Origin of the sequence: Thalassococcus lentus (assembly GCF_028023555.1) — a bacterium.
Classification (GTDB): Bacteria; Pseudomonadota; Alphaproteobacteria; order Rhodobacterales; family Rhodobacteraceae; genus Thalassococcus_A; species Thalassococcus_A lentus.
Genome location: NZ_JAQIOY010000002.1, coordinates 721,426 through 746,915 on the forward strand (window position 1 = coordinate 721,426; position 25,490 = coordinate 746,915).

Here is a 25,490-nt window from a genome sequence, read left to right on the forward strand (position 1 = left end):
AATTCGCGCTAAGCATTCAGCAATGCCACAATTTTGCCAAGGTAATTCGAGGATTAGCGAGTTTAGGGAAACAATGATTGGCAAATCTTGTGATTGGAAACGTTAATCTATCTATTTACCAATCGCACAGGTTGTATCCGAAATAAAATTTTATCGCTTTGGCTGTTTGCCAAAGATCTTCAGAGGCTTCTCTCAGAAGATTCAACAGAAGCTCAGCGCAGCCAAGCAGCGATTCCCGCTGCTAGGATCGGCCGGAAATACGCAATCATCCGCGCGCTGCCCTGCGCTGACGCACCCTCCTTCCATGGCGCGATCCCGTGCAGGGCCAAACGGTGAACCAGCACCGCTTCACCCGGTCGCGCGGGCACCGTGACACGGTCACACTGTTCAAAAACCACGCGGCGTGCAGCCTGATAGGCCTCGGTCACATCCACGTTGGGCCAGTGCTTCGGATCGTGTTGCGCCAGCGCCTCTGTCAGGGCCTCTCGCATAATCGTTTGACTGCCTTCCCAGACCACAAGAGGACTGGCCTCAGGCGATGCGTCATTTAGCGGGAGTCCCAGAATGAAAGCGTGCGGTTCGGTGATGAACCGGCGCTTGTCCGGACCCTCGGCGGTGATACCGTCGACATGCGCCGCGTCCCGCTTGAGCCGGTAGGCGAAATTGGCGTCGCTTTCACCGGCCCGTGGTTTTGGATAGCCGGGATAGGTCACCGAAAGCTGGGCCCGGTGCAAGGGCGGCAAGGGCGACAATGCATCGATCACGTCCCCTTTGAGCGCCGTGCCGGCGATGCTGCCATTCGGTTCGGTGGGCAAGGCATCAACACCGACAAACCACGTTCCCTGACATTGCAACCATTTGGCCCGCATGTCTGGATCTGCCAGCACATCTTGGGCAGGTCCCTGCGCCGCGGCCACCCAGGCTGCAATTCCGGCATCTTGAGGGGCCCGGATCCAACCGCGCGTCTCGAGCTGCCTCAAATCCACAGCGCCTGCCTCAGCATGTTTGCGGCAACGAACAGGATAAACGCCGCGAAAACCCGGCGTAGCCGCACGGGGTCCATCGCATGAGCAAGGCTTGCACCCAATGGCGCGGTCAAAAGCGTCATCGATACCGCCACAACGAAAGCAGGCAGATTGACCGCGCCGACGGTGCCCGGCGGTGCCGCGACGACAGGCACCAAAAGGAACGCCAGAACAGACGGCACGGCGATCAGCACGCCAAAGCCCGCCGCAGTGGCAACGGCCCGGTGCATGGGAACCGAATACAGTGTCATCAGCGGCACGCCAAAGCTTCCACCGCCAATTCCCATCAAGACCGACAAAAAGCCCACTGAGGGCGAAAAGACGGCGCGGGCTGGCCCCGTGGGCATTTCAGCACCCAAGCGCCAATGCTCGCGACCGAAAGCCAGATAGAAACCCACCAGCGCCGCCACGACGGCAAAGATCAGTTCAAGCTGCTCTGACCGCAACTTGGCCGCAATGAACACACCCAATATAGCGCCGATGGCAATACCCGGCGCCCAGCCCCGCAAAATGGACCAGTCCACCGCCCCACGTTTGTTGTGCGCCATCACAGACCGAACAGCCGTGACGATGATCGCCGCCAACGATGTGGCCAGACAAACCTGCATCAGCTGATCGCTCTCATATCCCAAATGGTTGAAAACGAAAAAGAACGCCGGGACATGCACAATTCCGCCACCGACCCCAAGCATACCAGCCAGAAGCCCGGCGAAGGCACCGGACGCCATCAACAGCCCAATCATGGGCAACAGGTCTGCAAAGGTCATGAACTCAGGCCGCCTTGTTGTGCATCGCGTTCAGCGCGTCTTCGACAAGCTCTGTACCTGCGCCGGGCCGGCTCGCCCCTTCTGACAATGTGCGGCGCCATGCCCGTGCACCGGGTTTGCCAGTGAACACACCCAGCATGTGCCGGGTCACCTGGTTCAGCTTGCCGCCCCCGACCAGATGGTTGTCGATGTAGGGCAACATCGCGCAGACCGCTGCTTCGGCGGACGCAAGAGCGTTGGTTTTGCCCCATATCGCGGCATCAGCAGTGCCCATAATATCCCATGGTTGGTGATAGGCCGCGCGTCCGATCATCACCCCGTCCAGCCCCGCATCCAGCAAGTCCTGCGCTTGCTCCAGCGTTTCAATCCCACCGTTGATCGAAATGTGCAGGTTCGGAAACAGCTGCTTCATGCGCTGAACCAGTTCATAGTCCAAGGGCGGGATGTCCCGGTTCTCCTTGGGGCTGAGCCCCTGCAGCCATGCCTTGCGCGCATGAATGGTGACCCGCTCGCAGCCAGCCGCGACGATCTGAGCCAGAAACTCGGGCAGCACAGCGTTCGGATCCTGGTCGTCAACTCCGATGCGGCATTTCACCGTGATCTCGACATCAACCGCATCGCGCATCGCGCGCACGCAATCGGCCACGAGCGCCGGGGATTTCATCAAGACCGCGCCAAAGGTGCCCGACTGCACGCGATCCGACGGGCAGCCACAGTTCAGGTTGATTTCGTCATAGCCCGCCTGTGCACCCAGTTTGGCCGCTTTGCCCAACTCAACCGGGTCAGAGCCCCCTAATTGCAAAGCAACAGGATGTTCTTCGGGGTTATAGTCCAACAAATGCAAAGCGCCGCCCCGAACCAAGGCCGGCGCTGTGACCATTTCGGTGTACAGCAATGCCTCCTGCGACATCAGCCGATGGAAAAACCGGCAATGCCGATCCGTCCAGTCCATCATCGGCGCGACAGAGAGACGAGCACTCTTGTGCAGGTTATATCTTTTATTTTCAGACACTTGCCTTGCCGCGTATTTCGAAGGGTTTCGGCTGTCTAGTTAGTGCATTCCGGACAAAACGACAATGGCCACCGCGACGACATCTTCAAAGCCCGATTTGCACCGCCTCTTCGATCGTTGGCTCTGTGTGTTTTTTGCAGTGCCTCATGCACGTTCTGCGCCGCTTCTGGCTTAGTGCCGAACTCAGAGCGCCGTTACCGCGACGAGCGTCATAATCAGCAGCTTCATAACAGGCTCCTAATCGTCAAAATACGCTTTGTGGGTCGTGTAAATGGCGTCAATCGTCGGGCTAAGCCGATCAAGATGAACCCGCAGAACAGCGACGGCCGCTTCTTCATCGCCACCGAAAAGTGCTTCGAGAAGCTTTGCGTGATCGTCGTAAAGGACATCCATCGCATCCTTGCTGGTCAGGGCCAGCATGCACAGACGGTCAACCTGCGCCTTGTTTTCTGAAATGATGTCAAAGGCAAACGCTTGCTTGGCCGAGGCACAGAGCAACCGATGGAAATCGTAGTCGAGCTCATGAAAAAGGCCCGCATCTCCGGCCGCTATCGCATCGCCCTGTTTGCGAAGGTTGGACCGCAACTCATCATCCAGTGCAGTATCACGATCCCGCGCGGCGGCACGCACAACTTCAAACTCAATCGCGGCCCGCACAAAACGCGCATTCGCGATCAGTTGTCTCGAAAACGGACGAACCAGAGTGGCGCGCTGCGGGCGTATCAGCAACAGATTGAGGTTGGCCAACCTTGTGAAAGCCTCGCGAACAGGTTGACGTGAGTATCCAAATGCCTTGGCGATCTCCGTCTCGGAAATCTTGGTCCCGGGAAGCAGATCAAGCCGCGTAATCTGTTCAAACAGCTTGTCAAAAACAACGTCACTTCCCGTGGTGCGTGCAAGTGTTCCTTGTTCGGCCATAGTCCAATTTTCCAAATGTTGAGTGCCGCGATTCTGGTGGTCGGACGGAGCGAACGACTGCCCAACGTTGGATACTAGACAACATTATTGGCCTGATTTCAAAGAGAAAAACCTCAACCTAACAAAAGTCGGAAAATATTTTTGTTGACTAGTATCCAAGTTTGCGTGTTGGTTGAATGCCAGAACCGAGCCCGTGATCGGACTTCGCTGCTGTTCCAACGCCCGTCAAAAACGCCGTGACGGAGGGCAATGGAAGGGACTGAACGAGAGCGGCTGGGGCAATGGACGGCCACGAAGGCTGTCAAATTTTTGAACGTGATCTGGGAGGATAAAATGTTCATTTTTTCACTAAGGACGATTGCAGCTTCGGCCATTTTGCTGGGCAGTGTTTCTATTGCAGGGGCTGACGTTACACTGCGCGGCGCAAGCATGTTCGACGAGGATCACTCTTTCACCAAGACACTGCGCGAATTTGAGCGTCTCGTGGCCGAAAAATACGACGGCGAAATCGCATTCGATCTGCGACTAAACGGCGAATTGGGTGTTGAATCGGACTACGTCACATACCTGAACCAAGGCGTGGCCGTCGACTATACGATCCTTGCCCCATCCAACATGGCCGTGTTTTCCGAGAGCATCCCACTGATGGACATGCCATTCCTGTTCCGTGATCTGGATCACTGGAACGCAGTTCTGGGCTCTGACGCATTTGCCCCGCTTGAAGCCGATCTGCGTGAAGCCGCAGGCATCGTGATCGTAGGCTACCATGGCGGCGGTGTTCGCAACCTCGCCTCGGCTGAGCCGATTACAAACATGGAAGAGCTGGCCGATCACCGCATGCGTGTGATGGGTGCCCCTATTCAGGCCAAGACCTTTGACGCTGTCGGCGCTGCTCCGGCTGCAATCGCCTATAACGAAGTCTACAATGCGATCCAGACAGGGGTTATCGCCGGATTTGAAAACGAGGCTGCGTCCATCCAGAACCTCAAGTTCTACGAAGTTGCCCCGCATATTTCGCTGACCCAGCATACCATTACGGTTCGTCCGATCGTGATGTCGGCTGCAATCTACGACAAACTGCCGGAAGACCTGCAGACAGCGATCATGGCCGCTGGTGCCGAGGCAGGTGCCTTTGGGCGCGCTCTCGAAAGCGGCGCTGACGGCGAAATCCTGCAGGAAATGGCAGACGCGGGCCAAATCAAGATCCATGCGTTCGAAGGCCGCGAGAAGATGCTTGAACTGGTTCAACCTGTTCAGGATGCCTACGCCGCCGAGCTGGGTGCGACCGAACTGCTTGAAAACGTTCGCGGAATGTAAACGACGGCTTGGCGGGGCGCGCAAAGCGCCCTGCCCGCCTGCCGGTTGCGCAACCGTCACCACACAAGGCAGCACATCGCATGATTGGAAAGTTTCTTGACCGCTTCTGCCTGGGGCTGCGCGTCTTGCTGGGAGTGTTGATGGGGGCCCTGTCGGTCCCCGTCGCGATGCAGGTCCTGTCCCGATACACCGGCATCATTCCGTCGTTTCTCTGGACCGAAGAGTTGGCGACCTTCCTGTTCATCTGGATCGTCATGATCGGATCGGTGGTTGCGGTCTGGGACGGAACGCATTTCGATGTGCGCATCACGCGTGATTTCAAATCTCCCTTTTTGGCCTTTTTGCAGAATGGCATCGTTCATTTGGCAATCATGGTCTTTGGCCTGCTGTTTTTGTTCTACGGCATTGAATACGCCGAGTTCGGCGGCAAACAGCGATCTGTGATGATGCGCGCCAATCTTATGATCACGCATATTTCCGTCCCGATCGCCGGTGGCCTTTGGATGTTGTTGGCGGGCTACCGATTGTCTCAGGACATCTCGACATTTCTTGGCCGGAAGGGCGTGAACACATGATCCTCGATACGGCAACCGCCGCGACGCTTCTGATCGCCGGGTTCCTCGTGCTGATCTTTATCCGCATACCCGTGGCTTTCGCCTTGGGTCTCGCGACGATCCCGGTCGTACTGCTCGAAGTGCGCCTGACCCCGTTCATCGTTCTGGACCGGATGTTTCAATCCTATAACTCGTTCATTCTATTGGCTGTTCCGTTTTTCTTGCTGGCGGCCAATCTGATGAACTCCGGCAAGGTCACCGATCGTCTGATCGAACTGGCGCGGGTTCTGACCGGTTGGATGCCCGGCGGATTGGGCCATGTAAACGTAGCCGTATCGATGTTGTTTGCCGGCATCTCGGGCTCGTCCACGGCAGATGCCGCAGGCATTGGAAAAATCCTGATCCCGGCCATGAAGAAAGAAGGCTACGACACGCGATTTGCCGTCGCGATCACGGCCTGCTCTTCTGTCATGGGAGTGATCATTCCCCCGTCGATCCTGATGATCGTCTGGGGAGGCGTGATGCAGGTTTCGGTGGGCGCGCTGTTTCTAGGCGGCGCCCTGCCCGGACTGTTGATCGGTTTGACCTTGATGGCCACAGTCTACGGCTTTGCAAAGGTCAGGAGCTATCCGGTCACGGCCACCCCAAACTGGGGAGAATTCTGGTCCGCATGGAAAGGCGCTGCCCTTGCGCTTCTGACACCCGTATTCGTAATTGGCGGCATCGTCGGCGGCCTTGTGACCCCGACCGAAAGCGCGATTATCGCCGCGGCCTATGCTCTTGTGCTTGGCATGTTCGTCTACAAGACCGTCACGCCAAAAGACCTCGGTCACATATTGTACGACACAGCCCGGTTCGCGGCGATTTCCCTGTTTGCCATTGGCACGGCCTCGGCCTTTGGATGGCTTTTGTCCTTTTACAACGCGCCGCGTCTGATTGTCAGCATTCTGACCGCGTGGGAGTTCGGCCCGTTCGGAACTGCATTGTTGATCGCAGCCCTGTTCCTGATCTTCGGGCTCTTTATCGATGCCATCCCGACGATCATCATTCTCGGCACGGTGCTGATGCCTGTTGCAGCCGCTGGCGGGGTTGATCCGATCGCCTTTGCAATCATCGGGATTGTCTCTCTGGCCTTTGGCTTGGTGACCCCGCCCTATGGGCTGTGCCTTTTGATCTCGGCTGCAATCGGCGGATTGAACGTCGTGCAGGTCCTGCGCGAAGTCGTGATCATCCTGGCGCCGATGCTGATCATCCTGATTTTGCTGGCCGCGTTCCCCGAAATCATTCTTTGGCTGCCCAAAAACCTGATGCCCGGGGCGTTCCCATAGACACCAACGCCCTAACACGGCTGACAACCAAAACACCAAACGTGATGTTGAAGCATCGCATTGAGAAAGGTTCGATATGAAACTTGCAGACAAGACCGCCATAGTGACCGGCGGGGGGCGTGACATCGGTCGTGCCGTTGCGATGAAACTTGCCTCCGAAGGCGCAAATGTCGCGATCAACTATTTCTCAAGCTCAACGGGCGCCGATCAGACCGTTGCCGAGATCGAAGCAATGGGCGGCAAGGCAATCGCCGTTCAGGGTGATCTGAACAAGACAGAAGATGTAGGTGCGCTGGTGTCTGCGACTGTCACGGCATTTGGCGGCGTGGACATTCTGGTCAACAACGCAGGTGGCCTGATCGCCCGCAAAACCATAGCCGAGATGGAGCTTGAGCACTGGAATGCGGTGATGACGCTCAACCTGACGAGCACCTTCCTGATGACCAAGGCCAGCCTTGCCCATATGAAGTCAGGCGCAATCGTGAACCTTGCCAGTCAGGCGGGCCGCGATGGTGGTGGCCCCGGCGCGGTCGCTTATGCGACGTCCAAGGGCGCCGTCATGACGATGACACGTGGTCTGGCAAAAGAGGTCGGCCCCGACATCCGTGTGAATGCCATTTGCCCCGGGATGATCGACACAGACTTTCACAACGTTCACACACCGGATGCGGGTCGTCGTGGCTACGAGGCAAACGCGCCTATGAAACGCCAAGGCCACGTTGACGATGTTGCCAATCTGGTCCTGTTTCTGGCCTGCGATGACAGTGCCTTCATGACCGGGACCAACATCGACATCAACGGCGGCGTGTTGTTTTCATAGTAGCGAACGGAGGCAAAATTGTCCGATTTTCCAATCGTATCAACGGGCGAACATGTGACCCGGCAGGTTCTGTCAGATCACCCCGAATTGATGGTTGTTGCTTTTCGGTTTGAAGAAAAGGGCGCTATCGGCGCCCCGCACAACCATCCCCACGTCCAGTCAACCTATGTGCATTCTGGCCGGTTCCTGTTCACGGTTGACGGCGTGGAACAAGAGGTCGGGCCCGGCGACAGCTTTGTCGTGCATTCGGACAAGACGCATGGATGCGTTTGTCTTGAGCCCGGCACGCTGATTGACTGCTTTACGCCGCGCCGGGACGATTTTCTCTAGCGAGCACGAGGCAAGCCGAGCCTATACCTTGGCTGGCAGCAATTTCCCCGCGCAGGCACCAAAACCGACGCGGAAGCCATCGCCCACGGCGGCACCGCGCAGGGTCAGGGTGTCGCCGTCGTGCAGGAAACTGCGGTCTTCGCCCCCATCCAGCGTGATCGGCTCCTTGCCGCCCCACGCCAGTTCCAGCAGAGCGCCACGGCTTTGCTTTTCGGGACCAGAGATCGTCCCTGAGCCGAGAAGATCACCCACACGCATGGGGCAACCGCTCGTGGTGTGATGGGCCAACTGCTGCGCGCTCGAGTAGTACATTTCGCGATAGTTCGTCCGGGCAATGACCGTCTCGGCCTGTCCTTCCGGTGCCAGGCCAACCTCGAGATCAATGTCGTACAGCATCGGGCCCGTGTCCTGCAGATGCGGCAGAAGGTCGAATTCCCGCTCAGGTGTCGATACGCGGAACGGCTCAAGCGCGGCGGCGGTCACAATCCATGGGCTGATGCTGGTCGCGGTGGCCTTGGCCTGAAACGGCCCCAGCGGCTGATACTCCCATGCCTGTATGTCCCGTGCGGACCAATCGTTCAGGATCACGTAGCCAAAGATGTTCTCAAAGGCCTGATCGACGCTGATTGGACCGTCCGACGCACGCCCGACGATCGCGCCCATCTCCAGTTCGAAGTCAAACCGCGCAGAGGGCGCAAAACGCGGCACGGTATCGTTCGGACCTTTGAGCTGGCCATGCGGACGGATGATATCGGTGCCATCGATCACCACGGATGATGCGCGACCATTGTAGCCAATTGGGATATGCAACCAGTTTGGCGGCAGCGCATTTTCTGGCCCCCGGAACATGGTCCCGACATTCGTGGCGTGATTACGCGACGCATAAAAATCAGTGAACTCTGTCACGAAAAAGGGCATGTGCAGGCGCGCGTCGGCCATCGGCACCATCAAGGCCGCCAGACTGTCCTGTCCGCTGCTGCCTTCGGCCAGCATTTCGGTCAGGGTTGTTCGCAGACTGGCCCAAGCCTGACTGCCCTTTTCCATGAAGGTATTCCAAGCACCGGTTTGCAGCGCACCGCCAAAGTCGATCAGGCCTTGGGCTTCCATCCCGGCCACGTCGAGGATCTGATCCCCGATGGCAACCCCGCAGCGTTTGCCGCCGGACGCCTCTGAGAAAACCCCGTAAGGCAAGTTGTTCAGCGGAAAATCAGTCTGAGGCGCATTCGCGCTTTCGACCCAGGAACGTTTCAATGTCATTGTCTTCTCCGTCTAGCCTGCATCAGGCTGGTTTTCCGGGCGCGCCGCGTCAAAGGCGGGCAAGGCAAGGCAGCGCGCTTCAATCTCTGTCAGGCGCGGATAGGGCGTCAGATCCACACCCCAGCGATGCGCATTGTAGAGCTGCGCCACAAGGCAGATATCCGCAAGGCTTGGCGCACTTCCAAAGCTGAAATCACCGCCCGGGATCACTGCATCGAACGCAGTCAAGCCGCGGGTCATCCAATCTTGCATCCATGCGATGCCCTCGTCCTGACTGTGCCCCATCGCTTTGAGCTGCTGCACGACCTTCAGGTTGTTCACCGGATGCACATCCGTCGCCATGATCAGCGCTGCAGCACGCACCTGCGCGGCTTGCACCGGGTCTGCCGGGATCAGGGCTGGCGTAGGATACGCCTGCTCGATCCATTCAAGGATCGCCATGGACTGGGTCAGGACAGTGCCGTCATCCAGCATCAAAGACGGCACCCCGGCAATCGGATTGACGCCAAGATAGGCCTCGGTGCGCTGATCCCCGGCCACGAGATCAACCGGAACAGTGTCGAACACCACACCCTTGAGTGCCAGCGCAATGCGCACGCGATAGGATGTTGTGGACCGCCAGTAGGAATACAGCTTCATTTCTTGCCCGGCGTCCCGTCGAATTTCTTTTCCAGCGATGTCCAGCAGTCGATGTAGTTATCCTGCATCGGGGCTTCCTTGCCGGCGAATTCGGTCAGATGCTGCGGGAACCGTGTTTCAAACATGAACGACATTGTCCGGTCCAGCTTGTCCGGGCCAAGGTTGGAATTTGAGGCCTTTTCAAAGGCATCCATGTCTGGTCCATGCGGAAGCATCATATTGTGCAGGGACATGCCGCCCGGAACAAAGCCCTCGGGTTTTGCATCATACTGACCATAGATATTCCCCATCAGTTCCGACATGACGTTCTTGTGGTACCAAGGCGGGCGGAAGGTGTCTTCGGCGACCAGCCAGCGTTCGCGGAACAGAACAAAGTCAATGTTGGCGACACCGGGCTGGCCGGACGGCGCAGTCAGCACCGTAAAGATCGACGGGTCGGGGTGATCGAACAGGATAGCCCCCACAGGGCAATAGGCGCGCAGATCATATTTCATCGGCGCGTAATTTCCGTGCCATGCCACAATATCCAGAGGGCTATGCCCGATATGTGTTTCATGGAACTGCCCGCACCATTTCACGGTTACGGTCGAAGGTACGTCACGATCCTCAAAGGCGGCCACAGGCGCCTTGAAGTCCCGTGGATTGGCAAGACAGTTGGCCCCGATCGGACCGCGATCAGGAAGATCGAATTTGGCCCCGTAGTTTTCACAGACAAACCCCCGGGCCGGACCCTCCAGTACTTCAACCCGGTAAACGAGCCCACGCGGGATAATCGCGATTTCCTTGGGCTCGACATCCAGAATGCCCAGTTCAGTGGCAAAGCGCAGTTTGCCTTCCTGCGGGACGACCAGAAGTTCTGAGTCTGCCGAGTAGAAATAGGAGTCCTTCATCGACTCGGTCACCAGATAAACGTGGGCGGCCATTCCGACCTGTGTGTTCACATCCCCCGCCGTTGTCATGGTCCGCATACCCGTCAGCCAAGTCAGCGATCCATCAGCCTCAATCGGGTTCCAGCGGTACTGGCCCAGACTGGTGACATCCTCGACCACATGAGGCGCGGACTTCCAGTAAGGCAGTTGGATGCGTTCAAACCGGTGGGTGTGTTTGACCGAAGGCCGAATGCGATAGCACCACGTTCTCTCGGGACCGGGCTGAGTAAACGCGGTTCCCGAGAGCTGTTCGGCATAGAGGCCGTAGTTCACCTTTTGCGGCGAATTCATGCCCTGTGGCAGAGCGCCCGGCAGGGCCTCGGTTTCAAAGTCGTTGCCCCACCCCGGCATATAGCCCGGCGTCGTGCTGCTGCCGTCTGACTGGATCAGAGAATGCTGCTCCATGGTTGTCATGTCCTAGCTCCTTTCGCGGTACGCAACGCCTCTGACAGAACAGCGCGTTCGCCGATGTGGTTGGCCAAAATCAGTATGAGCCGCGCATTGAAAGCCGCGCTTTCATCGTCTGTCAGGCCCTCATGGGCATCCAGAAGTTCTGCATAAAACCCATCCGGATCCGGGATGTTCGGGTTCAGGTTCAAAGCAGTCATGCGGCACCTCCGGTTGCGATGTTAAGGGCGGCCTGAATGTCCAATGGCGCGGCACTGGCCCAGCGAGCAACAACGTGCTGGTCTGGCCGGATCAGATAAACTGCCCCGTCGGCATCCCCGAGATAACGCTCTGCCAGTTCTGCAGAGGGATCCGGGATGGTGATGGAGTTGATACCCGGCACTTCGGGTGCATCGGTCCCAATCGCCAGCACCGAAAATTCGCCATCCAGAACATCGAGCAAATACCCGTCGCCAAATGGCGCATCCGGGCAAGGCGCACCCGGCCGGGTACGCGGCGGTCCATCCAGCGCATCGACCCCGTTCAAAGGCGAGCCATCATAAACACTCGGCACGCTCAGTCGGCCCGAATTGATCATCGGGCGGGCAAAGGCGTTGTCTTTGGCCAGATCAAGCACAGCATTGCGAAAGATCTTGGAGTTAGCTGTTTTCGGTGTCAGGAAATCCGTCGCACGGGTCGAGTTCAGTATGTTTTCATCCGCCGCCAAAACACGCTCTGTATCATAGCTGTCCAACAAAGCGTCCGGTGCCCCTTGCAGGACGGCGTGCAGCTTCCAGCCGAGATTATCGGCGTCCTGAACACCGGAGTTGGCCCCACGCGCTCCGAAAGGTGACACCTGATGCGCCGCGTCGCCTGCAAACAGAACGCGCCCATGCCGGAACCGTTCCATCCGGCGGCATTGGAAGGTGTAGATCGAACACCAATCCAGCTCGTACTCCACATCCGCGCCCAGCATCTGATCGACTCGCGCGCGAATGTTCTCTTCTTTCATCTCTTTTTCGCGGTCGATGTTCCAACCAAGCTGGAAATCAATCCGCCAGATTCCATCGGGCTGTTTGTGCAAAAGCGCGCTGTCGCCTGATTTGAACCAAGGCTCGAACCAGAACCAGCGTTCTGTCGGGAAATCAGCCGCCATCTTGACGTCCGCGATCAGGAAGTTGTCTTCGAAAACGCGTCCTTCGAAACCCAGCCCCAGCATGTCACGCAAAGGGGACCGCGCTCCGTCACAGGCCACCAGATAGTCTGCTTCGATCTGATAAGGGCCGTCCGGCGTCATGACGTCCAGAAGCACATAGCCATCTTTTTCGGTGACAGCATCCACCCGGTTTTTGCCGCGCACCTCGATGGGTGCATCGAGGCCATCGATGGCATCCATCTGGTACTTTTCGAAATGGATCTGACTGAGGTTGATAAAGGCCGGACAGCGGTGGCCTTCCTCGGGCAGCAGGTCAAAGTTGAACACTTCGTCCTTGTCACGGAACACCCGGCCCTTTTGCCAGACGACGCCTTTGTCGAGCATCTGCGCCCCGGCCCCCAGACGGTGCATGATTTCCAGCGTGCGCTTGGCAAAACAGATCGCACGGGACCCCTGCCCGACGCCTTCGTGGTCATCCAGCACCAGTGCCGGCGTGCCGCGCTGGCCAAGATCCATGGCCAGCGCCAAACCGATCGGCCCGCCGCCGACGATAACAACCGGGTGGCGCACCGGGCGGGGTGCATCCTGATCTGCTGAACGTGCGTAGGGATAGAGCTTGAACGCCAGCGGATACCGATCAATCAGCGGGGCATTCATCCCTGCAAAGCCTCCCACATGTCCAGATCGAGCTGCGCGGTCCAGATGCGCGGGTGCGCGATGCCACGCGCTTCGTCATAGGCGCGGGCGACATTGAACGGCAGGCAGTGTTCGTAGATTGCATAGTCAGCGAATTTGGGGTCGCAGGCCTCGCGCACCGCGTCCCAAGCATCCTTTAGAGAGCCTCCGCGCGCAGCCACTGGCTTCACGGCGTTATAGGTGCTGTCCACGAAGTCGCGGGTGTTTGCGATGGCCGCATCAACCATCTCTCGCCCGACCAAAGCATCGCCCCGCCCCGGCGCGATGGACTGCGGATCATAGGACTTTACCGCATCCAGCGTCGCGCCCCATTCTTCATAGTGCCCGTCGCCGCAATAGCAGGCCGAATGATATTCAACGATATCGCCAGTGAACATTGTCTGTTGATCCGGCACCCAAACAACGCTGTCGCCTGCGGTATGCGCGCGCCCGATCTGCTTGATGTCTACCCGGCGGCTGCCAAGGAAAACCGTCATGCTGTCCGAGAACGTGGTTGTTGGATAGGTCAGGCCCGGAATGCTTTCGTGGCCTTCGAATAGCCGTGGAAAGCGCTGAAATTCGCTATCCCAGTCTTCTTGACCGCGCTCCATCACCATGGACCGCGCCGCGTCGGACATGATGATCTGATTGGCGCCAAAGGCAGATGCGCCCAGCACTCGGACCGCGTGGTAGTGGGTCAGCACAACATGAGAGATCGGCTTGTCCGTCACCGAGCGCACGCATTCGATGACCTTATTGGCCAGTCGCGGCGTTGCTTGTGCTTCGACGATCATCACGCTGTCGTCGCCGATGATCACACCGGAGTTTGGATCCCCTTCGGCGGTAAATGCATAAAGCCCCTCTCCGACCTCGGTAAAACTGATCTTCTTTTCGGTCAGATCGCCTGCCGACGCGAATGCCTTGGCCATTGCGTCCCCTCCCCTGTTCGTTGCGCTTGCAACAAAAATATCGTTGCAGTTGCAACGAAAGTCAATATTCTTTGCAGGGAACCGGGGGCGCCGATGACAGACAAATTCGATCTAGCGGAATTCCTGCCGTACCGGCTGGCCTATATCTCTGAACGTGTCAGCCAGAGGCTGTCTGCCGACTACGGCAAATCCCACGGGCTTACGGTCGCCGAGTGGCGCATTCTGGTGAACCTTCAGCGGCTCGGCACTGCATCCGTGCGGGACATCCAAGTCTTTACCAATCTTGAAAAATCCCGCGTCAGCCGCGCAGTCACCCGCATGGAAAAAGCCGGGCTGGTCGCAAAGCAGGCCGGCACGGATGATGCAAGGCTGGTCGAAATCGGTCTGTCGGAAAAAGGCATCGACACCCTGAACAAGGTCCTGCCTTCGGCCATCGAGGTCGAACATAGGCTGATCGCAGATCTGACAGAGGCCCAGCGCGAAACCTTTTTCGAGGTGATCGAGAAATTTCACCGGATACTGGACGACGACCCCGACGCGCGTCCGAGATTCGAAAAATCCCGCTAAGGTCAGTGCAGCGGCCGCTCAGCGCATCACAAAGGGATTGGCCATGGGTTTGTCCGAGGTGCTGATCCAGGTGGTCTTGGTGCGGGTGTAGTCATGGATGGCTTCTATTCCCGCCTCTCGCCCATAGCCGGATTGATTGTAGCCCCCAAACGGCGCGATTGGCGATACCGCGCGATAGGTGTTTACCCAGCATATCCCTGCCTTCAGCCGCGATGACACACGATGCGCTCGTGCCACGTTCTGCGTGAACACACCCGAGCCCAGTCCGAAATCGGATGCGTTGGCCAATGCGATTGCCTCGTCTTCGGTGTCGAAAGGCAGCAAGGACATCACCGGTCCGAACATCTCGGTCTTCAGCGTGGCCGTTTCGGGGCCGCTGCACTCAACGAGCGTCGGCGCCATGTAGTTACCGGGGCGCTCTAACGGTGCACCACCAAACCGGATGCGCGCCCCTCCCTCGACAGAGGCTGCAAGCGTCGCTTTGATCTTGTCGATCTGCGCCGCAGTGCAAAGCGGGCCGATATGCGTTTCACCTTCGAGCGGATCGCCAATCACGACCTGTTCCATCTTTTCGGTGATCCGGGCCACCAGCGCTTCAAAGATCGGTCGGTGGATCAAACCGCGCGACCCGGCCACGCAACTTTGGCCCGATGCGCCAAAGTTCCCTGCGATCAACCCGTTTGCCGCTCCATCAATGTCAGCATCATCAAAGACCAGAATGGGCGATTTCCCACCCAGTTCCAGCGTCGTGACAGCAAAGTTCTCGGCGGAATTGCGTACCACGTGACGGGCCGTTTCAGGCCCGCCGGTAAAGGCGATGCGATCTATGTCGGGGTGCCGTGTCAGCGGGATAGCGCAGTTTTCCGCATCCCCTGTGATCACCGACACCACCCCCTTTGGAAAGCCCGCCTCTTCGATTAGGCGCGCAAACTCCAGCATTGGCGCCGGCGCAATTTCCGAGGCTTTCAGAACCACGGTACATCCGGCTGCCAAAGCGGGGCCAAGTTTTGTTGCGGTCAGGAACATTTGCGCGTTCCAAGGCACGATTGCCGCCACCACGCCAATCGGCTCGCGCCGGGTAAAGACGTGCATATCCGGCTTGTCGATTGGCAGAACCGCGCCTTCGATCTTGTCGGCCAAGCCTGCGTAGTAACGATAGTAGTCGCCCACATAGGCCGATTGGCTGGCCGTTTCCGCCAGCAGTTTGCCACTGTCGGTGGTCTCGATACGGCCGATCTCTTGCGCATCCCGCTCGATCAGTTCCGCCAGCCGGTACAGCAGTTTCCCGCGCTGCGTCTGCGTCAGATCACGCCAGTCCGGATCATCCAAAGCCCGCCGCGCCGCTGCAACAGCGCGTTCCACATCCTGCGGAGCGGCACAGGCGAAACTGGCCCAATCCTCACCGGTCGCCGGGTTTTGCGAGGCCATGACTTGCCCAGATGCGCCTTCGGTCCATTGGCCGTCAATGAATAGCGGATAGTGCGGTAGTGCCTGCATGGAAGCCCTCATTGAAAATGCGGCATGACATCTTCGACAAAACGTTCGAGCGAGGCGCGCTTGCGCTCAAAGCTCATGCCGCTGTCGATCCAGAACGAGAACTCGTCATACCCCAGGTCCTCATAGCGTTTGATCCGGTCAATGACGTCGCGCGCAGTTCCTATTGTCAAGTCGCGGCGCATATTGGACGGGGCCATCATCGCATTGGCGTCCAGTTCTTCCTGAGTGAGCGGATCAAGCCGCCCCTGATGCACCGCGCGCTTGTTCTGGAACCAAGCGCCGAAGTTGCAATAGAAGCGTGACAGCTCTTGCGAGGCTCTTTCCACATCTGCTTGGTCTGATCCGACATAGGTGTGGTGCAGCAACATGATCTTGGGCCTTGGGCCGGAATAGTCGTTGCAGGCGTCATTGAACCGCCCCATCAGTGTTTCGATCTCTTCGATGCCCTGCCAAAGCGGCGTGACCTGAATGTTGAACCCGTTTTGCACCCCAAATTCATGGCTGCTGGGATCACGCGCTGCAATCCAGATCGGCGGGCCGCCGTCCTGAACCGGTTTTGGTGCGGCCGTCGCCGAAGGAAAGCTGAAATACGCGCCTTCGTGGGCGCAGTCGCCCTCCCACAGCTTTGGCAAAAGCGGCGCGATTTCCCGCATACGCTGCCCGGCTTCCCAAGCATCCATGCCCGGCATCAGCCGTTCGTATTCATAACTATAAGCGCCGCGTGCGATGCCCAGTTCGATCCGCCCACCAGTCAGCATATCTGCTGCGGCCGCTTCGCCTGCCAATTTGATCGGGTGCCAGAAAGGCGCAATGATCGTGCCCGTGCCCAATCGCAGATTTTTGGTGTGGTTGGCGATGTTCACCAGTTCCATCAGCGGGTTTGGCGAAATCGTAAAATCCATCCCATGATGTTCGCCGGTCCACAGGGCGCGCATGCCGGATTCATCGGCAATTTTGCACAGGGACATAAACTCGGCATGCAGTGTTTCATGCGATTGTTCAGGGCTCATACGATCCATATGCGCAAAGAGTGAAAACTCCATCTTTCAACCTTTCTCGCTTTGACGGTTCACATCCGACGCAAACACTCGCCCGGCAAAGGCCAGCAGTTCGCGGTTCACATCCAGAGGGTGGGTCATCGGCATCATGTGTGCCGCGCCTTCGACAATCACAGCCCGCCCTTTTGGTGCCAGATCGGCCATGGCGCGGGACATCTGCGGGGTCGAGTTTGGCTCTTGTGCGCCGGTCATGAAAAGCGCGGGACATTGCAGCCCTTTCAACGCTTCTGCGCTGGGTCCATTGCCACGGGCGAAGACGCCATAGGCGGTTTTATAGTTCGCTGGATTGACGGACCTCAGCCATCTTTCGCAGGCGTTACGCTCCGGACTGGTGACCCCGGCAAACCACCGGTCCAATGTGGCCGATGGATCAGCGGTCCGATCTTCGTGCAAGCTTGCATAGCGGACCTCAGCGGTCATCTTGGCCTTGTGTGTCCGTTGGTAAATCGCATTGAGCGCCACCACCCCGGCAACCCTGTCTGGATAGCGATGGGCAAGATCCAGTGCGATCATCGCCCCCATGGAATGACCGATCACAATGGTCCGGCGATCTATGCCCGATGCTATGGCATCCGCAAAATCGGCCAGCGTCTTTGTGCCCGGTGGCATGAGGCTTTCGCCATGTCCGGGCATGTCGACCGCGTGGGTTTCGTAATCCTGTATCAGAGCCTCTGTCTGACGTTGCCACGCCTCGGCCCGCAGCCCGACGCCATGGATCAAAACAATGCTAGGCCCCTGCCCGACCGAAATCGAACAGAGCGCGCCGAACTCAGACCGCGGCTGGGTTGTCCAGGTCATGTCCCAGATCCTTCAAATCTTGGTAGCGATCCCCAATTCGGTGATGGGGCCGCCCGCTGGTGGCGGCGCCCAGAACCACGACGATTTCATCAGCGCGCGGCGCATCCGGAATCGCGAACTGAATGGTCAGGTAATGCGATCGGCGTCCGGCATCATTCTTGTCCATCAGGGGCACCATGATTGGCGCATTCGCCGGACCGCGCGTGTTCGTGAACGCCAGATAGGATTTGGCGCCAACCGCTTCTCGATAAAAATTGCCGAACCGCAATGTATGGATCAGGCCCGACGCATGTTCGACCTCGCCATCCAGCCCGACAACTGCGGCCTTACCATAGGCCTCGATGGCCTCACCGCTGCCGGCAAGTGCGATCATCCGTGCTGTCATCATCTCACCCAACACCGGCCCGTAGGCCTGAATTTCAGGTTTGAGGTCCTCCACAAACCGTCCGGCCCATGGGTTCCGAACAACAGCGGCCACCGCGAACATACGCCATGGCCTTTCGGCAGCCCGAAAGCCTTCGATCAGAACCTCTTCGTCATAGGTCACGATCTTTCGAATATCCGGCTGCATGTCGTTCTCCTGAATGGCGCGCCGTAACCTTCTGCCAGCCCGGTTTTTTTGACAAACGAATGAATTGCAGTCTTAGGTATTAGCAACACTAATGAGTTGCTTGACCAATGAACCGCTCCCTGCCGCCCCTGACCTGGATTCGGGCCTTTGAATCTGCCGCGCGCCATCTCAGCTTTACCGCTGCGGCCGAAGAGCTGGGCATGACCCAATCCGCTGTCAGCCAGCAGGTGAAGGCGCTGGAAACCCGATTGCGCATTCCGCTGTTTACACGCCGTGCCCGCGGTCTTTCGCTGACAGACGGCGGGCGGCAATTGCTGCCTCAGGTTGGCGCGGCACTGGAACAACTTTCCGGTGCAATCGAAGGGATTGATGCCGGGCCAAAGGAAAACCAACTGATCGTCGCGGCCTCGGTCAGTGTCACGCAGTGGGTCATCGCCCCGCACCTGCATGAATTCCTCGCGGCCCATCCGCAAACCCGTGTCCGGTTTCTCAGCGCGATCTGGCCAGATGATTTCCTGAGCGCGCGCGCCGATGTGGAAATTCGGTTTGGATCGGCCAAACAGGTTGGCCGCGCCGCAACCCGTTTAGAGCCCAGCCAGTTGATCACGCTCAAATCCGCAAAGCTGGATCAGCCTTTCGACACCCTGCCACGCATCGAGGCCGTGGGCACATCGGGCGGATGGCGGGCTTGGGGGGATGCCTATGGCAATCCCGCCGCCCCCAGCCTGTTTGCAGACTCTTACGGAATGGCGCTGCATCTGGCCATGCAGGGGTTGGGCGTTGCGCTGGTCAGCGCCTTGCTGGCCCGCGATGCGGTTCAATCAGGCCAACTGATGCGCGCGCATCCCGGATCCCTGAACGCCCAAGAAGGATACTGGCTGTCTGTGAACGAAAGCCACCCCTCAGCCTTGCTGTTTCGTGACTGGCTGCTGACCAAGATCCAATCTGCGCACGCTTTGGACTAGTCCAGATAGGGCGCAGCCATTTCGTCCAGCACAGCCATGACGGATGCGACGTGATCGTGATCCAAAGCTGCTGCATGGGGCTCTGCAAAGCGGCCACTGTCATTGTCAAAATAACGGCCTGTTGCCGCTGAAAAACGAGGACCCAACGCTGCGTCAACGAGAATATCCGCCCCGATATTCAGATCACTGCCCGCCAAACCGAAACCTTCCTTGACCATCTTGGATGCCAGAAGCGAGCCAGGATTGACCGAAACGACAACCGGCCCATTCGGCATTTGCCCGGCAAGCGCCGCAGACCAGATGGTGATCGCAAGCTTGCTTTGCGCATAGGCTTCCATATCGCCCATGGCCCGAAAGCTCTGCATCGCCGACACATCCACAGGAGCCTGCGCCGCCGAGGACAGGTTCACGACGCGGCCCGACTGCGGCATTGAAGGCAGCAAAAGACGCGTCAGCACATAGGGGGCCAATGTATTGACCTCGAACCGGACATCCCGTCCGGTTTCGGTCAGAACGTCGGGGGTCTTCAGGACCCCAGCGTTGTTGATGAGGATGTCCAGCGACCCATGCCCAGACTTCACGTCTTGCGCCAGTTTGACCACGTCCTGCATTTTCGAAAGATCAGCCAAATAGGTGTCAGATCCAGCGCCGACCCGGGCTGCCGCTGCATTCAGACGGTCCCGATTGCGCCCGTGGATCAGAACGGTGTGACCGGCATTTGCCAGTTTTTCGGCCGTCAGCAGGCCAATGCCGTCTGTTGCCCCAGTGATCAGAATAGTCTTGCCCATTGCTACGCTCCCTCCGTTCCAAATTCCGGCAACAGATCCCGCGCGATCTGCGCCATTGTGTCTTCTGTATCCGCCCTGTTCAGCCGCAGGTTCAAAGCCACATGATTGATCCCATGGCGTTGAAGGTCCTGCAGATACGTCCTTAGGAAATTCACACCAGACGCAAATCCAAGATGGATTGGGTGCGGCGCGGCGTCTGGATCTGCCAAAAGGTCGACATAGAGCGATTGTATCACCGGCTTGTTCGGCAACTTATGTTCCGTGATCCTGTCACGGTAGGCAGCCACGCTTTGCCCCTGTGCCGCAGCATCCCGCGGGTAAGTGATCCACCCGTCTCCATGTGCGGCGACCCAGGCAGGTGATTGTTGCGCACCGCCTGTGATCATCAATGGGAGCCGTGCACCATCTGGTTTGGGCAACATGTCCAAACTGCCCCCCAAGCTGCCTTGTCGGGCATTCAAATTGGGGAAATCGTCGGCCATCGCCCGAATATAGTCAAAACTGTCCCGAAACCGCACACCACGGTCGGGATAGTCCATATTCATGGCCGGATACTCTTCGGGACGATCCCCGGACGCGACGCCAAGCAGCAGACGCCCCCCTGACAACACATCGACAGAAGCCGCCGCCTTTGCCACATGGGCCGGATGCCGCAATGGCAAGATGATCGACGCAACGCCCAGCGCAATGCGGCTGGTGGCCATGGAAAGCGCTCCGAGATAGACAAACGGATCAAAAACCTGCCCAACGTCACCAAAACTGGGCACATTGAACGGCACATCCCGCAACCATATCGCGGCAAAGCCCAATGCATCCGCCAACTTCACGCGTTCAATGTGCCGTGTCAGATCGGGCACCGCGCCAACCGCATAGGAATCGAGAGGCGCGACCAATCCAAGGGTCAGCTTTCCCGGTACAAATGCCGAATTGTAAGCCGCATTGATCTGTGGAAACGGCTGTCGGTGTATGTCCAAACTCAGGCCCCCTTCGGTGCGATCGCCCAGACAAACGCAGGAACGGCCCCTGCCAATCTGGCATGGTGTAGAATAGGATATTGCCAAATCCAAAATAAACGGCAGAATTTTGCATTCTTAATTCGGATTCTGGATATAATTGAATGGACACAGAAGCCCTTCGCCTGTTTGTGCTTGCCGCTGAAAAACGAAATATCAGCGCAGCGGGTCGCGCACTTGGTCTGGCGCCGGCGGTGTCCAGTGCCCGTCTGGCGAAACTGGAACAAACCGTGGGCGCTGACCTACTGCACCGGACAACCCGCAAGGTCGCACTGTCGATCGAGGGCACAGAATTCCTGCCTTTCGCACGGGAAATACTGGCCCAAGAGGATGCCGCGCTTTCTGCATTGGGTCGAAGGGAACATGTCATTTCAGGCAGGCTACGTTTCACGGCGCCCAGCACCTTCGCTCAACTCTACATCGCCCCAGTGCTGCCGCTGTTTTTGAAACAGCACCCCGGCATCACGCTGGATCTACACCTGTCCGATCTGCAGCTTGATCTGATCGAGGGAAGCTATGATCTGGCCCTGCGCAACACGGTCATGGCTGACAGCAGTCTGAAGGGTCGCAAACTGTCTGACGACACGCGTGTTCTTTGCGCGGCGCCAGAGTATCTCAGCGAATTTGGCATGCCCCGCACACCAGAGGATCTGGATCAGCATCGCCTCATTGCGTTTCGGGATCAAACGCCGCGATCTTTGGTTGGTCCCAACGGGGCAATCGCGCGCTTTGACACGCGCGCGGCTTCGGGCCGGTTGATTGTGGATGACGGCCTTAGCCAAAAGATCGCCACGATCCATGGTGCCGGAATATCGCTGAACTCTCTGTGGAGCGTGCAAAACGACTTGCGTGAAGGCAGGTTGCAGAAGGTCCTGCCAGACTGGCGCGGAGAGGCTGACTCGGCGCTTTGGCTGATTTATCCCAAAGCAAATGTACTGTCGCCCAAAGTCCGCGCGTTGATCGATTTTCTTTTGAAGCACGTCAAAGACAACGCTGACTTGGCGACGGCGGGATCGCCCGGCATTTAGCCAAAGACGACCCCGCCTAAATGGTCACGCAAGGCTGGGCAGCCAAAGGACGATCCAGGGGAACGTCACCAAAAGCGCAATTGTGATGGCGTCGGCGATAAAGAACGGCGTCACGCCGCGGAACACATCCTGCACCGAAAGATCATCCCGAACCCCGGCCACCACAAAGCAGTTCAGACCAATGGGCGGTGTGATCAGGCAAAACTCGGCCATTTTGACCACCAGAATACCAAACCAGATCGCACACATTGGGCCGCTCATCCCAAACGTGCTGTCCGCCGCGCTGACAAATTCGCCACCGTTCAGCGCCATGACCGCCGGGTAGACCACAGGCAAGGTCAGAAGCAGCATGCCGATGGCATCCATGAACATGCCCAGCACCGCATAGGCGAGTAGAATGCAAACAAGGATCAGCATCGGGCTGTATTCAAGCGAGGTGATCCAGTCCGAAAAGGCACTGGGCAGATCCGCAAAGCCCAGAAAACGGACGTAGACCAGCACACCCCAGATGATCGTAAAGATCATCACGCTCAGCTTGGCCGTTTCCAACAATGCCTCTTTGAGCTGCGGCCAGCGCATCCCGCGGTAAACAGCCATGAGAAAGACCACGAACGCGCCGATGGCCCCTCCTTCGGTCGGCGTGCCCCAGGCATCACCGCCAAAGGGATTGTAGACAAAGCAAATAATGGTCACGACCACAAAGATGATGGGTAATGCCGGAGGCAAGGACTCAAACCTTTCGCGCCACGTAAAGCCGCTCAGTGGCGGGCCAAAATCCTTGATCGTCAGAGCCATGGTGATGATCAGACCTGCGTAGATCAGCGCGGAAAACGCGCCGGGAATGAAACCCGCCAGCAGCAGCTTGCCCACGTCCTGTTCCACGATGATTGCATAGATCACAAGGATCGCAGAAGGCGGGATCAGGCTGGCCAAGGTGCCGCCCGCAGCAACCACACCCGCAGCGAATTGCTTGTTGTAGCCGATCTTCAGCATCTCGGGGATCGCGATCCGCGCAAAAACAGCCGAGGTGGCAACAGAAGCGCCCGATACGGCAGCAAACCCGGCTGTTGCGAAGACGGTCGAGACAGCCAATCCCCCTGGCACCCATGCGATCCAGCGTTTCGCCGCCTCGAACAGCGCTTTGGTCAGACCGGCATGATAGGCAAGATAGCCAATCAGGATGAAGGTGGGGATCAGGCTCAGCGCCTGACTGGACACTTTGGAGTGAGGCACCTGCCCGGCCGTCTTCACGGCCACCGTCAGTGCCCAACCAAAATCGTCGATGCCATAGTCCTTCTTGGCCCAGAATATCCAGATCAGGCCCAGCATTCCCGCCAGTCCGGCGGCAAAGGCCACGCGCATTCCCAGAACGACAAGCACCAACAGGCCGCCTGTCACCCAAATTCCAATTTCGATCGGTTCCATCAGTCCTGTTCTTTCACTTGCTCGGCTTCCATGCGCGCTTGTGTTGCGGCATCGGCGATCAGTGGCACGGCAATCGGACGGCCGGTCACTATGGCCCGGGCGTAGGCCCAGACCTGCAGGCAGAGCCGCAGGCACAACACCCCAAAGGCTAGGGGAGCCATCAGCTTTGCAGGCCAGATCGGCAGAGCGATGTCCATCGAGCTATCGCGGCTCCACATTGGTGCGCCAAAGTCGAAACTGCGCTGGAAATGCGCCCATGAGCCCCAGACCATCAGCGCCATGAGCAGGAGAACCGCCAGCGTGGTAATCAACTCGACGCTATAAAGCGCCCTGCCCTTCAAGGCGCTGACCAGAATGTCCATCCGAATGTGGCCGCCTTCGCGCATCACAAAGGATACGCCCATAAAGGCGATCAACGGCATGACCTGTTCGATCCAGTCCACATAACCCGGCAAGGGGGCATTGATTGCGTTGCGCCCGCTGACCGACACGACAGCCAGCAGCATCAGACTGAAGACAGCCAGTCCGCTAACAAGGGCAAAGCCGCGTTCAAGCCGCAATAATGCATGGTCAAACGCACTGAGCGCGCTGTCATCGGACAGCACGAGAGAGGGGGTCGCCATATTGGCCTCATGGAATTGTGTAGGAGGTCGAACCGGCCCCGCGATCCAGAAACCGCGGGGCCAAGCGAATTACATGCTCTCGGCAATCATGCCTGTGACCATGTCATAGAGCTCTTGGGCTGGCAGACCTGCCGCGCCGTTCTGCTCGATCCACGCAGCAGCCGCAGGGGCCGCGGCCGCCTCTTTGAACGCATCGATTTCTGCATCCGAGAATGTCACGGTCTCGATGCCGCGTTCCGCCAGCGCAGGGCCCCATGCTTCCATGGTCGCGCCATTGTAGTTGGCGATGTAGTGATCCAGCGACTCTTCGATCGATCCAAGCAGCGCTTCGCGATGTGCATCGCTCAGACCTTCAAGAGCATCGGTGTTCACCACCACCGGGCAGTTGACCGTGCCGGGGTTCAGGTTTGCTGTCCACCACGTGCCGTTTTCAATTGTTCCAAAGGACATATGCGCATGCGGTGCAAAGGCCACGGCCTTGACCACTCCGCTGTCCATGGCCTGACGAACCTCGGACGCAGACATGGAGGTGGGCACGGCGCCGATGGTTTCCATAGCTGCACCGATGCCGCCAGTTGCCCGGACGCTCAGACCGTCAAAGTCAGCGAGCGTGGACGGCGCGGCGCCCATACCGACGATGTTGTACTGCGGCAGTGGCGATGGCATCAGCAGCGTTGCATTCCAGCGCGCCAGATCGGCGACGGTCGCCGGATGCTCATAGACCGCCATGGACAGCTTCACTTCCTGCTCCAGCGAAGACACACCAAGGAACGGCAGTTCAAGCACGGTGATCGACGGATTCTTGTCGCGGTGATAACCTGCGCAGAACTGCGCCATTTCAAACGCGCCGATCGAGATGCCGTCAAGGTTCTCACGGTTCTTGGACAGGCCGCCGTAGCTGATGTTCAGCGTGAATTCGCCGCCTGTCTTCTCGCTGACCAGTTCGGCCAGTTTTTCGACGTGCTCGGTAAAGGCCCGGCGTTTACCCCAAAGCGAAACGTTCCACTCTGTCGCCAGTGCTTCACCCGCAAATGTTGCCGCGATGGTGGCCGCGACAGCGCCGCTCAGATACTTGTTCATTCCTTCTCTCCTCCCAAGGAAATACGATGGAATG

Annotated in this window: 27 protein-coding genes; 8 read left to right on the forward strand and 19 right to left on the reverse strand. The window is 58.3% G+C overall.

What is annotated here, in order from left to right:
- Positions 1-212 precede the first annotated feature (212 nt).
- The 4 genes from PFY00_RS08580 to PFY00_RS08595 form a co-directional block, all read right to left on the reverse strand.
- Complete coding sequence (locus tag PFY00_RS08580) at positions 213-986, reverse strand: phytanoyl-CoA dioxygenase family protein (protein WP_271432117.1); 774 nt, start codon at positions 984-986, stop codon at positions 213-215.
- Complete coding sequence (locus tag PFY00_RS08585; RefSeq protein ID WP_271432118.1) at positions 977-1,792, reverse strand: sulfite exporter TauE/SafE family protein; 816 nt, start codon at positions 1,790-1,792, stop codon at positions 977-979. The genes PFY00_RS08580 and PFY00_RS08585 overlap by 10 nt, the downstream gene beginning before the upstream one ends.
- A 4-nt stretch (positions 1,793-1,796) precedes the next feature.
- Positions 1,797-2,804 (reverse strand): tRNA dihydrouridine(20/20a) synthase DusA, encoded by a 1,008-nt coding sequence (gene dusA, locus PFY00_RS08590; protein ID WP_271432119.1) that lies wholly within the window; start codon positions 2,802-2,804, stop codon positions 1,797-1,799.
- A 237-nt stretch (positions 2,805-3,041) separates the two neighbouring features.
- Complete coding sequence (locus tag PFY00_RS08595; RefSeq protein WP_271432120.1) at positions 3,042-3,722, reverse strand: GntR family transcriptional regulator; 681 nt, start codon at positions 3,720-3,722, stop codon at positions 3,042-3,044.
- 333 nt (positions 3,723-4,055) lie between these two features.
- Here PFY00_RS08595 and PFY00_RS08600 point away from each other — a divergent pair, with 333 nt between their 5' ends.
- The 5 genes from PFY00_RS08600 (at position 4,056) to PFY00_RS08620 (ending at position 8,071) form a co-directional block, all read left to right on the forward strand.
- Complete coding sequence (locus PFY00_RS08600) at positions 4,056-5,039, forward strand: TRAP transporter substrate-binding protein (protein WP_271432121.1); 984 nt, start codon at positions 4,056-4,058, stop codon at positions 5,037-5,039.
- A gap of 80 nt (positions 5,040-5,119) precedes the next feature.
- A complete protein-coding gene (locus PFY00_RS08605) occupies positions 5,120-5,614 on the forward strand; it encodes a TRAP transporter small permease (RefSeq protein ID WP_271432122.1) in 495 nt (164 codons plus the stop codon).
- On the forward strand, positions 5,611-6,921 hold the full coding sequence (locus tag PFY00_RS08610; RefSeq protein WP_271432123.1) for a TRAP transporter large permease: 1,311 nt from the start codon (positions 5,611-5,613) through the stop codon (positions 6,919-6,921). Before PFY00_RS08605 ends, PFY00_RS08610 begins: the two co-directional genes overlap by 4 nt.
- A 76-nt stretch (positions 6,922-6,997) precedes the next feature.
- On the forward strand, positions 6,998-7,741 hold the full coding sequence (locus tag PFY00_RS08615) for an SDR family NAD(P)-dependent oxidoreductase (protein ID WP_271432124.1): 744 nt from the start codon (positions 6,998-7,000) through the stop codon (positions 7,739-7,741).
- 18 nt (positions 7,742-7,759) lie between these two features.
- Positions 7,760-8,071 (forward strand): cupin domain-containing protein, encoded by a 312-nt coding sequence (locus tag PFY00_RS08620; RefSeq protein ID WP_271432125.1) that lies wholly within the window; start codon positions 7,760-7,762, stop codon positions 8,069-8,071.
- 21 nt (positions 8,072-8,092) lie between these two features.
- Here PFY00_RS08620 and fahA read toward each other — a convergent pair whose 3' ends face one another.
- From fahA to PFY00_RS08650, 6 genes are read right to left on the reverse strand one after another with little or no spacing between them, the layout of a single operon-like run.
- Positions 8,093-9,328: a fumarylacetoacetase gene (fahA, locus tag PFY00_RS08625; protein ID WP_271432126.1), complete on the reverse strand. Its 1,236-nt coding sequence runs from the start codon at positions 9,326-9,328 to the stop codon at positions 8,093-8,095.
- Positions 9,329-9,340: 12 nt separating this feature from the next.
- Positions 9,341-9,967 (reverse strand): maleylacetoacetate isomerase, encoded by a 627-nt coding sequence (gene maiA / locus PFY00_RS08630; RefSeq protein ID WP_271432127.1) that lies wholly within the window; start codon positions 9,965-9,967, stop codon positions 9,341-9,343.
- Complete coding sequence (gene hmgA / locus PFY00_RS08635) at positions 9,964-11,310, reverse strand: homogentisate 1,2-dioxygenase (protein WP_408648449.1); 1,347 nt, start codon at positions 11,308-11,310, stop codon at positions 9,964-9,966. The genes maiA and hmgA overlap by 4 nt, the downstream gene beginning before the upstream one ends.
- On the reverse strand, positions 11,307-11,504 hold the full coding sequence (locus PFY00_RS08640) for a DUF2783 domain-containing protein (RefSeq protein ID WP_271432128.1): 198 nt from the start codon (positions 11,502-11,504) through the stop codon (positions 11,307-11,309). Before PFY00_RS08640 ends, hmgA begins: the two co-directional genes overlap by 4 nt.
- Positions 11,501-13,096, reverse strand: a complete 1,596-nt coding sequence (locus PFY00_RS08645; RefSeq protein ID WP_271432129.1) for an FAD-dependent oxidoreductase — start codon at positions 13,094-13,096, stop codon at positions 11,501-11,503. The genes PFY00_RS08640 and PFY00_RS08645 overlap by 4 nt, the downstream gene beginning before the upstream one ends.
- Positions 13,093-14,043, reverse strand: a complete 951-nt coding sequence (locus tag PFY00_RS08650; RefSeq protein ID WP_271432130.1) for an MBL fold metallo-hydrolase — start codon at positions 14,041-14,043, stop codon at positions 13,093-13,095. Before PFY00_RS08650 ends, PFY00_RS08645 begins: the two co-directional genes overlap by 4 nt.
- Positions 14,044-14,136: 93 nt before the next feature.
- Between PFY00_RS08650 and PFY00_RS08655 the strand changes: the two genes are divergently transcribed.
- On the forward strand, positions 14,137-14,610 hold the full coding sequence (locus PFY00_RS08655) for a MarR family winged helix-turn-helix transcriptional regulator (protein ID WP_271432131.1): 474 nt from the start codon (positions 14,137-14,139) through the stop codon (positions 14,608-14,610).
- Positions 14,611-14,628: 18 nt separating this feature from the next.
- On the opposite strand, the gene PFY00_RS08660 is transcribed toward PFY00_RS08655, so the two are convergent.
- From PFY00_RS08660 to PFY00_RS08675, 4 genes are read right to left on the reverse strand one after another with little or no spacing between them, the layout of a single operon-like run.
- The gene (locus tag PFY00_RS08660) at positions 14,629-16,107 is read right to left on the reverse strand and encodes an aldehyde dehydrogenase (RefSeq protein ID WP_271432132.1); all 1,479 of its coding nucleotides are present in this window, start codon (positions 16,105-16,107) and stop codon (positions 14,629-14,631) included.
- Between the two features lie 8 nt (positions 16,108-16,115).
- A complete protein-coding gene (locus PFY00_RS08665; RefSeq protein ID WP_271432133.1) occupies positions 16,116-17,150 on the reverse strand; it encodes an LLM class flavin-dependent oxidoreductase in 1,035 nt (344 codons plus the stop codon).
- A 3-nt stretch (positions 17,151-17,153) separates the two neighbouring features.
- Positions 17,154-17,963, reverse strand: a complete 810-nt coding sequence (locus tag PFY00_RS08670; protein ID WP_271432134.1) for an alpha/beta fold hydrolase — start codon at positions 17,961-17,963, stop codon at positions 17,154-17,156.
- Positions 17,935-18,534 carry an amino acid synthesis family protein gene (locus tag PFY00_RS08675; protein WP_271432135.1) on the reverse strand — a complete coding sequence of 200 codons (600 nt, stop codon included), beginning with the start codon at positions 18,532-18,534 and terminating at the stop codon, positions 17,935-17,937. The genes PFY00_RS08670 and PFY00_RS08675 overlap by 29 nt, the downstream gene beginning before the upstream one ends.
- Before the next feature lie 107 nt (positions 18,535-18,641).
- On the opposite strand from PFY00_RS08675, the gene PFY00_RS08680 reads away from it, so the two are divergent.
- On the forward strand, positions 18,642-19,499 hold the full coding sequence (locus PFY00_RS08680; RefSeq protein WP_271432136.1) for a LysR family transcriptional regulator: 858 nt from the start codon (positions 18,642-18,644) through the stop codon (positions 19,497-19,499).
- Here the strand turns inward: PFY00_RS08680 and PFY00_RS08685 are convergent.
- Positions 19,496-20,287 carry an SDR family NAD(P)-dependent oxidoreductase gene (locus tag PFY00_RS08685; RefSeq protein WP_271432137.1) on the reverse strand — a complete coding sequence of 264 codons (792 nt, stop codon included), beginning with the start codon at positions 20,285-20,287 and terminating at the stop codon, positions 19,496-19,498. The genes PFY00_RS08680 and PFY00_RS08685 overlap by 4 nt on opposite strands.
- A 2-nt stretch (positions 20,288-20,289) precedes the next feature.
- Positions 20,290-21,261 carry an LLM class oxidoreductase gene (locus PFY00_RS08690; RefSeq protein WP_271432138.1) on the reverse strand — a complete coding sequence of 324 codons (972 nt, stop codon included), beginning with the start codon at positions 21,259-21,261 and terminating at the stop codon, positions 20,290-20,292.
- A gap of 143 nt (positions 21,262-21,404) precedes the next feature.
- On the opposite strand from PFY00_RS08690, the gene PFY00_RS08695 reads away from it, so the two are divergent.
- The gene (locus tag PFY00_RS08695; RefSeq protein WP_271432139.1) at positions 21,405-22,328 is read left to right on the forward strand and encodes a LysR family transcriptional regulator; all 924 of its coding nucleotides are present in this window, start codon (positions 21,405-21,407) and stop codon (positions 22,326-22,328) included.
- A 24-nt stretch (positions 22,329-22,352) separates the two neighbouring features.
- Here the strand turns inward: PFY00_RS08695 and PFY00_RS08700 are convergent, their stop codons facing one another.
- The 3 genes from PFY00_RS08700 to dctP all read right to left on the reverse strand — a co-directional run bounded on the left by PFY00_RS08700 (position 22,353) and on the right by dctP (position 25,456).
- Complete coding sequence (locus tag PFY00_RS08700) at positions 22,353-23,753, reverse strand: TRAP transporter large permease (RefSeq protein ID WP_271432140.1); 1,401 nt, start codon at positions 23,751-23,753, stop codon at positions 22,353-22,355.
- Positions 23,753-24,376, reverse strand: coding sequence for a TRAP transporter small permease subunit (locus PFY00_RS08705; RefSeq protein ID WP_271432141.1), 624 nt, complete (start codon positions 24,374-24,376; stop codon positions 23,753-23,755). Before PFY00_RS08705 ends, PFY00_RS08700 begins: the two co-directional genes overlap by 1 nt.
- Before the next feature lie 69 nt (positions 24,377-24,445).
- The gene (gene dctP, locus PFY00_RS08710; RefSeq protein WP_271432142.1) at positions 24,446-25,456 is read right to left on the reverse strand and encodes a TRAP transporter substrate-binding protein DctP; all 1,011 of its coding nucleotides are present in this window, start codon (positions 25,454-25,456) and stop codon (positions 24,446-24,448) included.
- Positions 25,457-25,490: the final 34 nt, after the last annotated feature.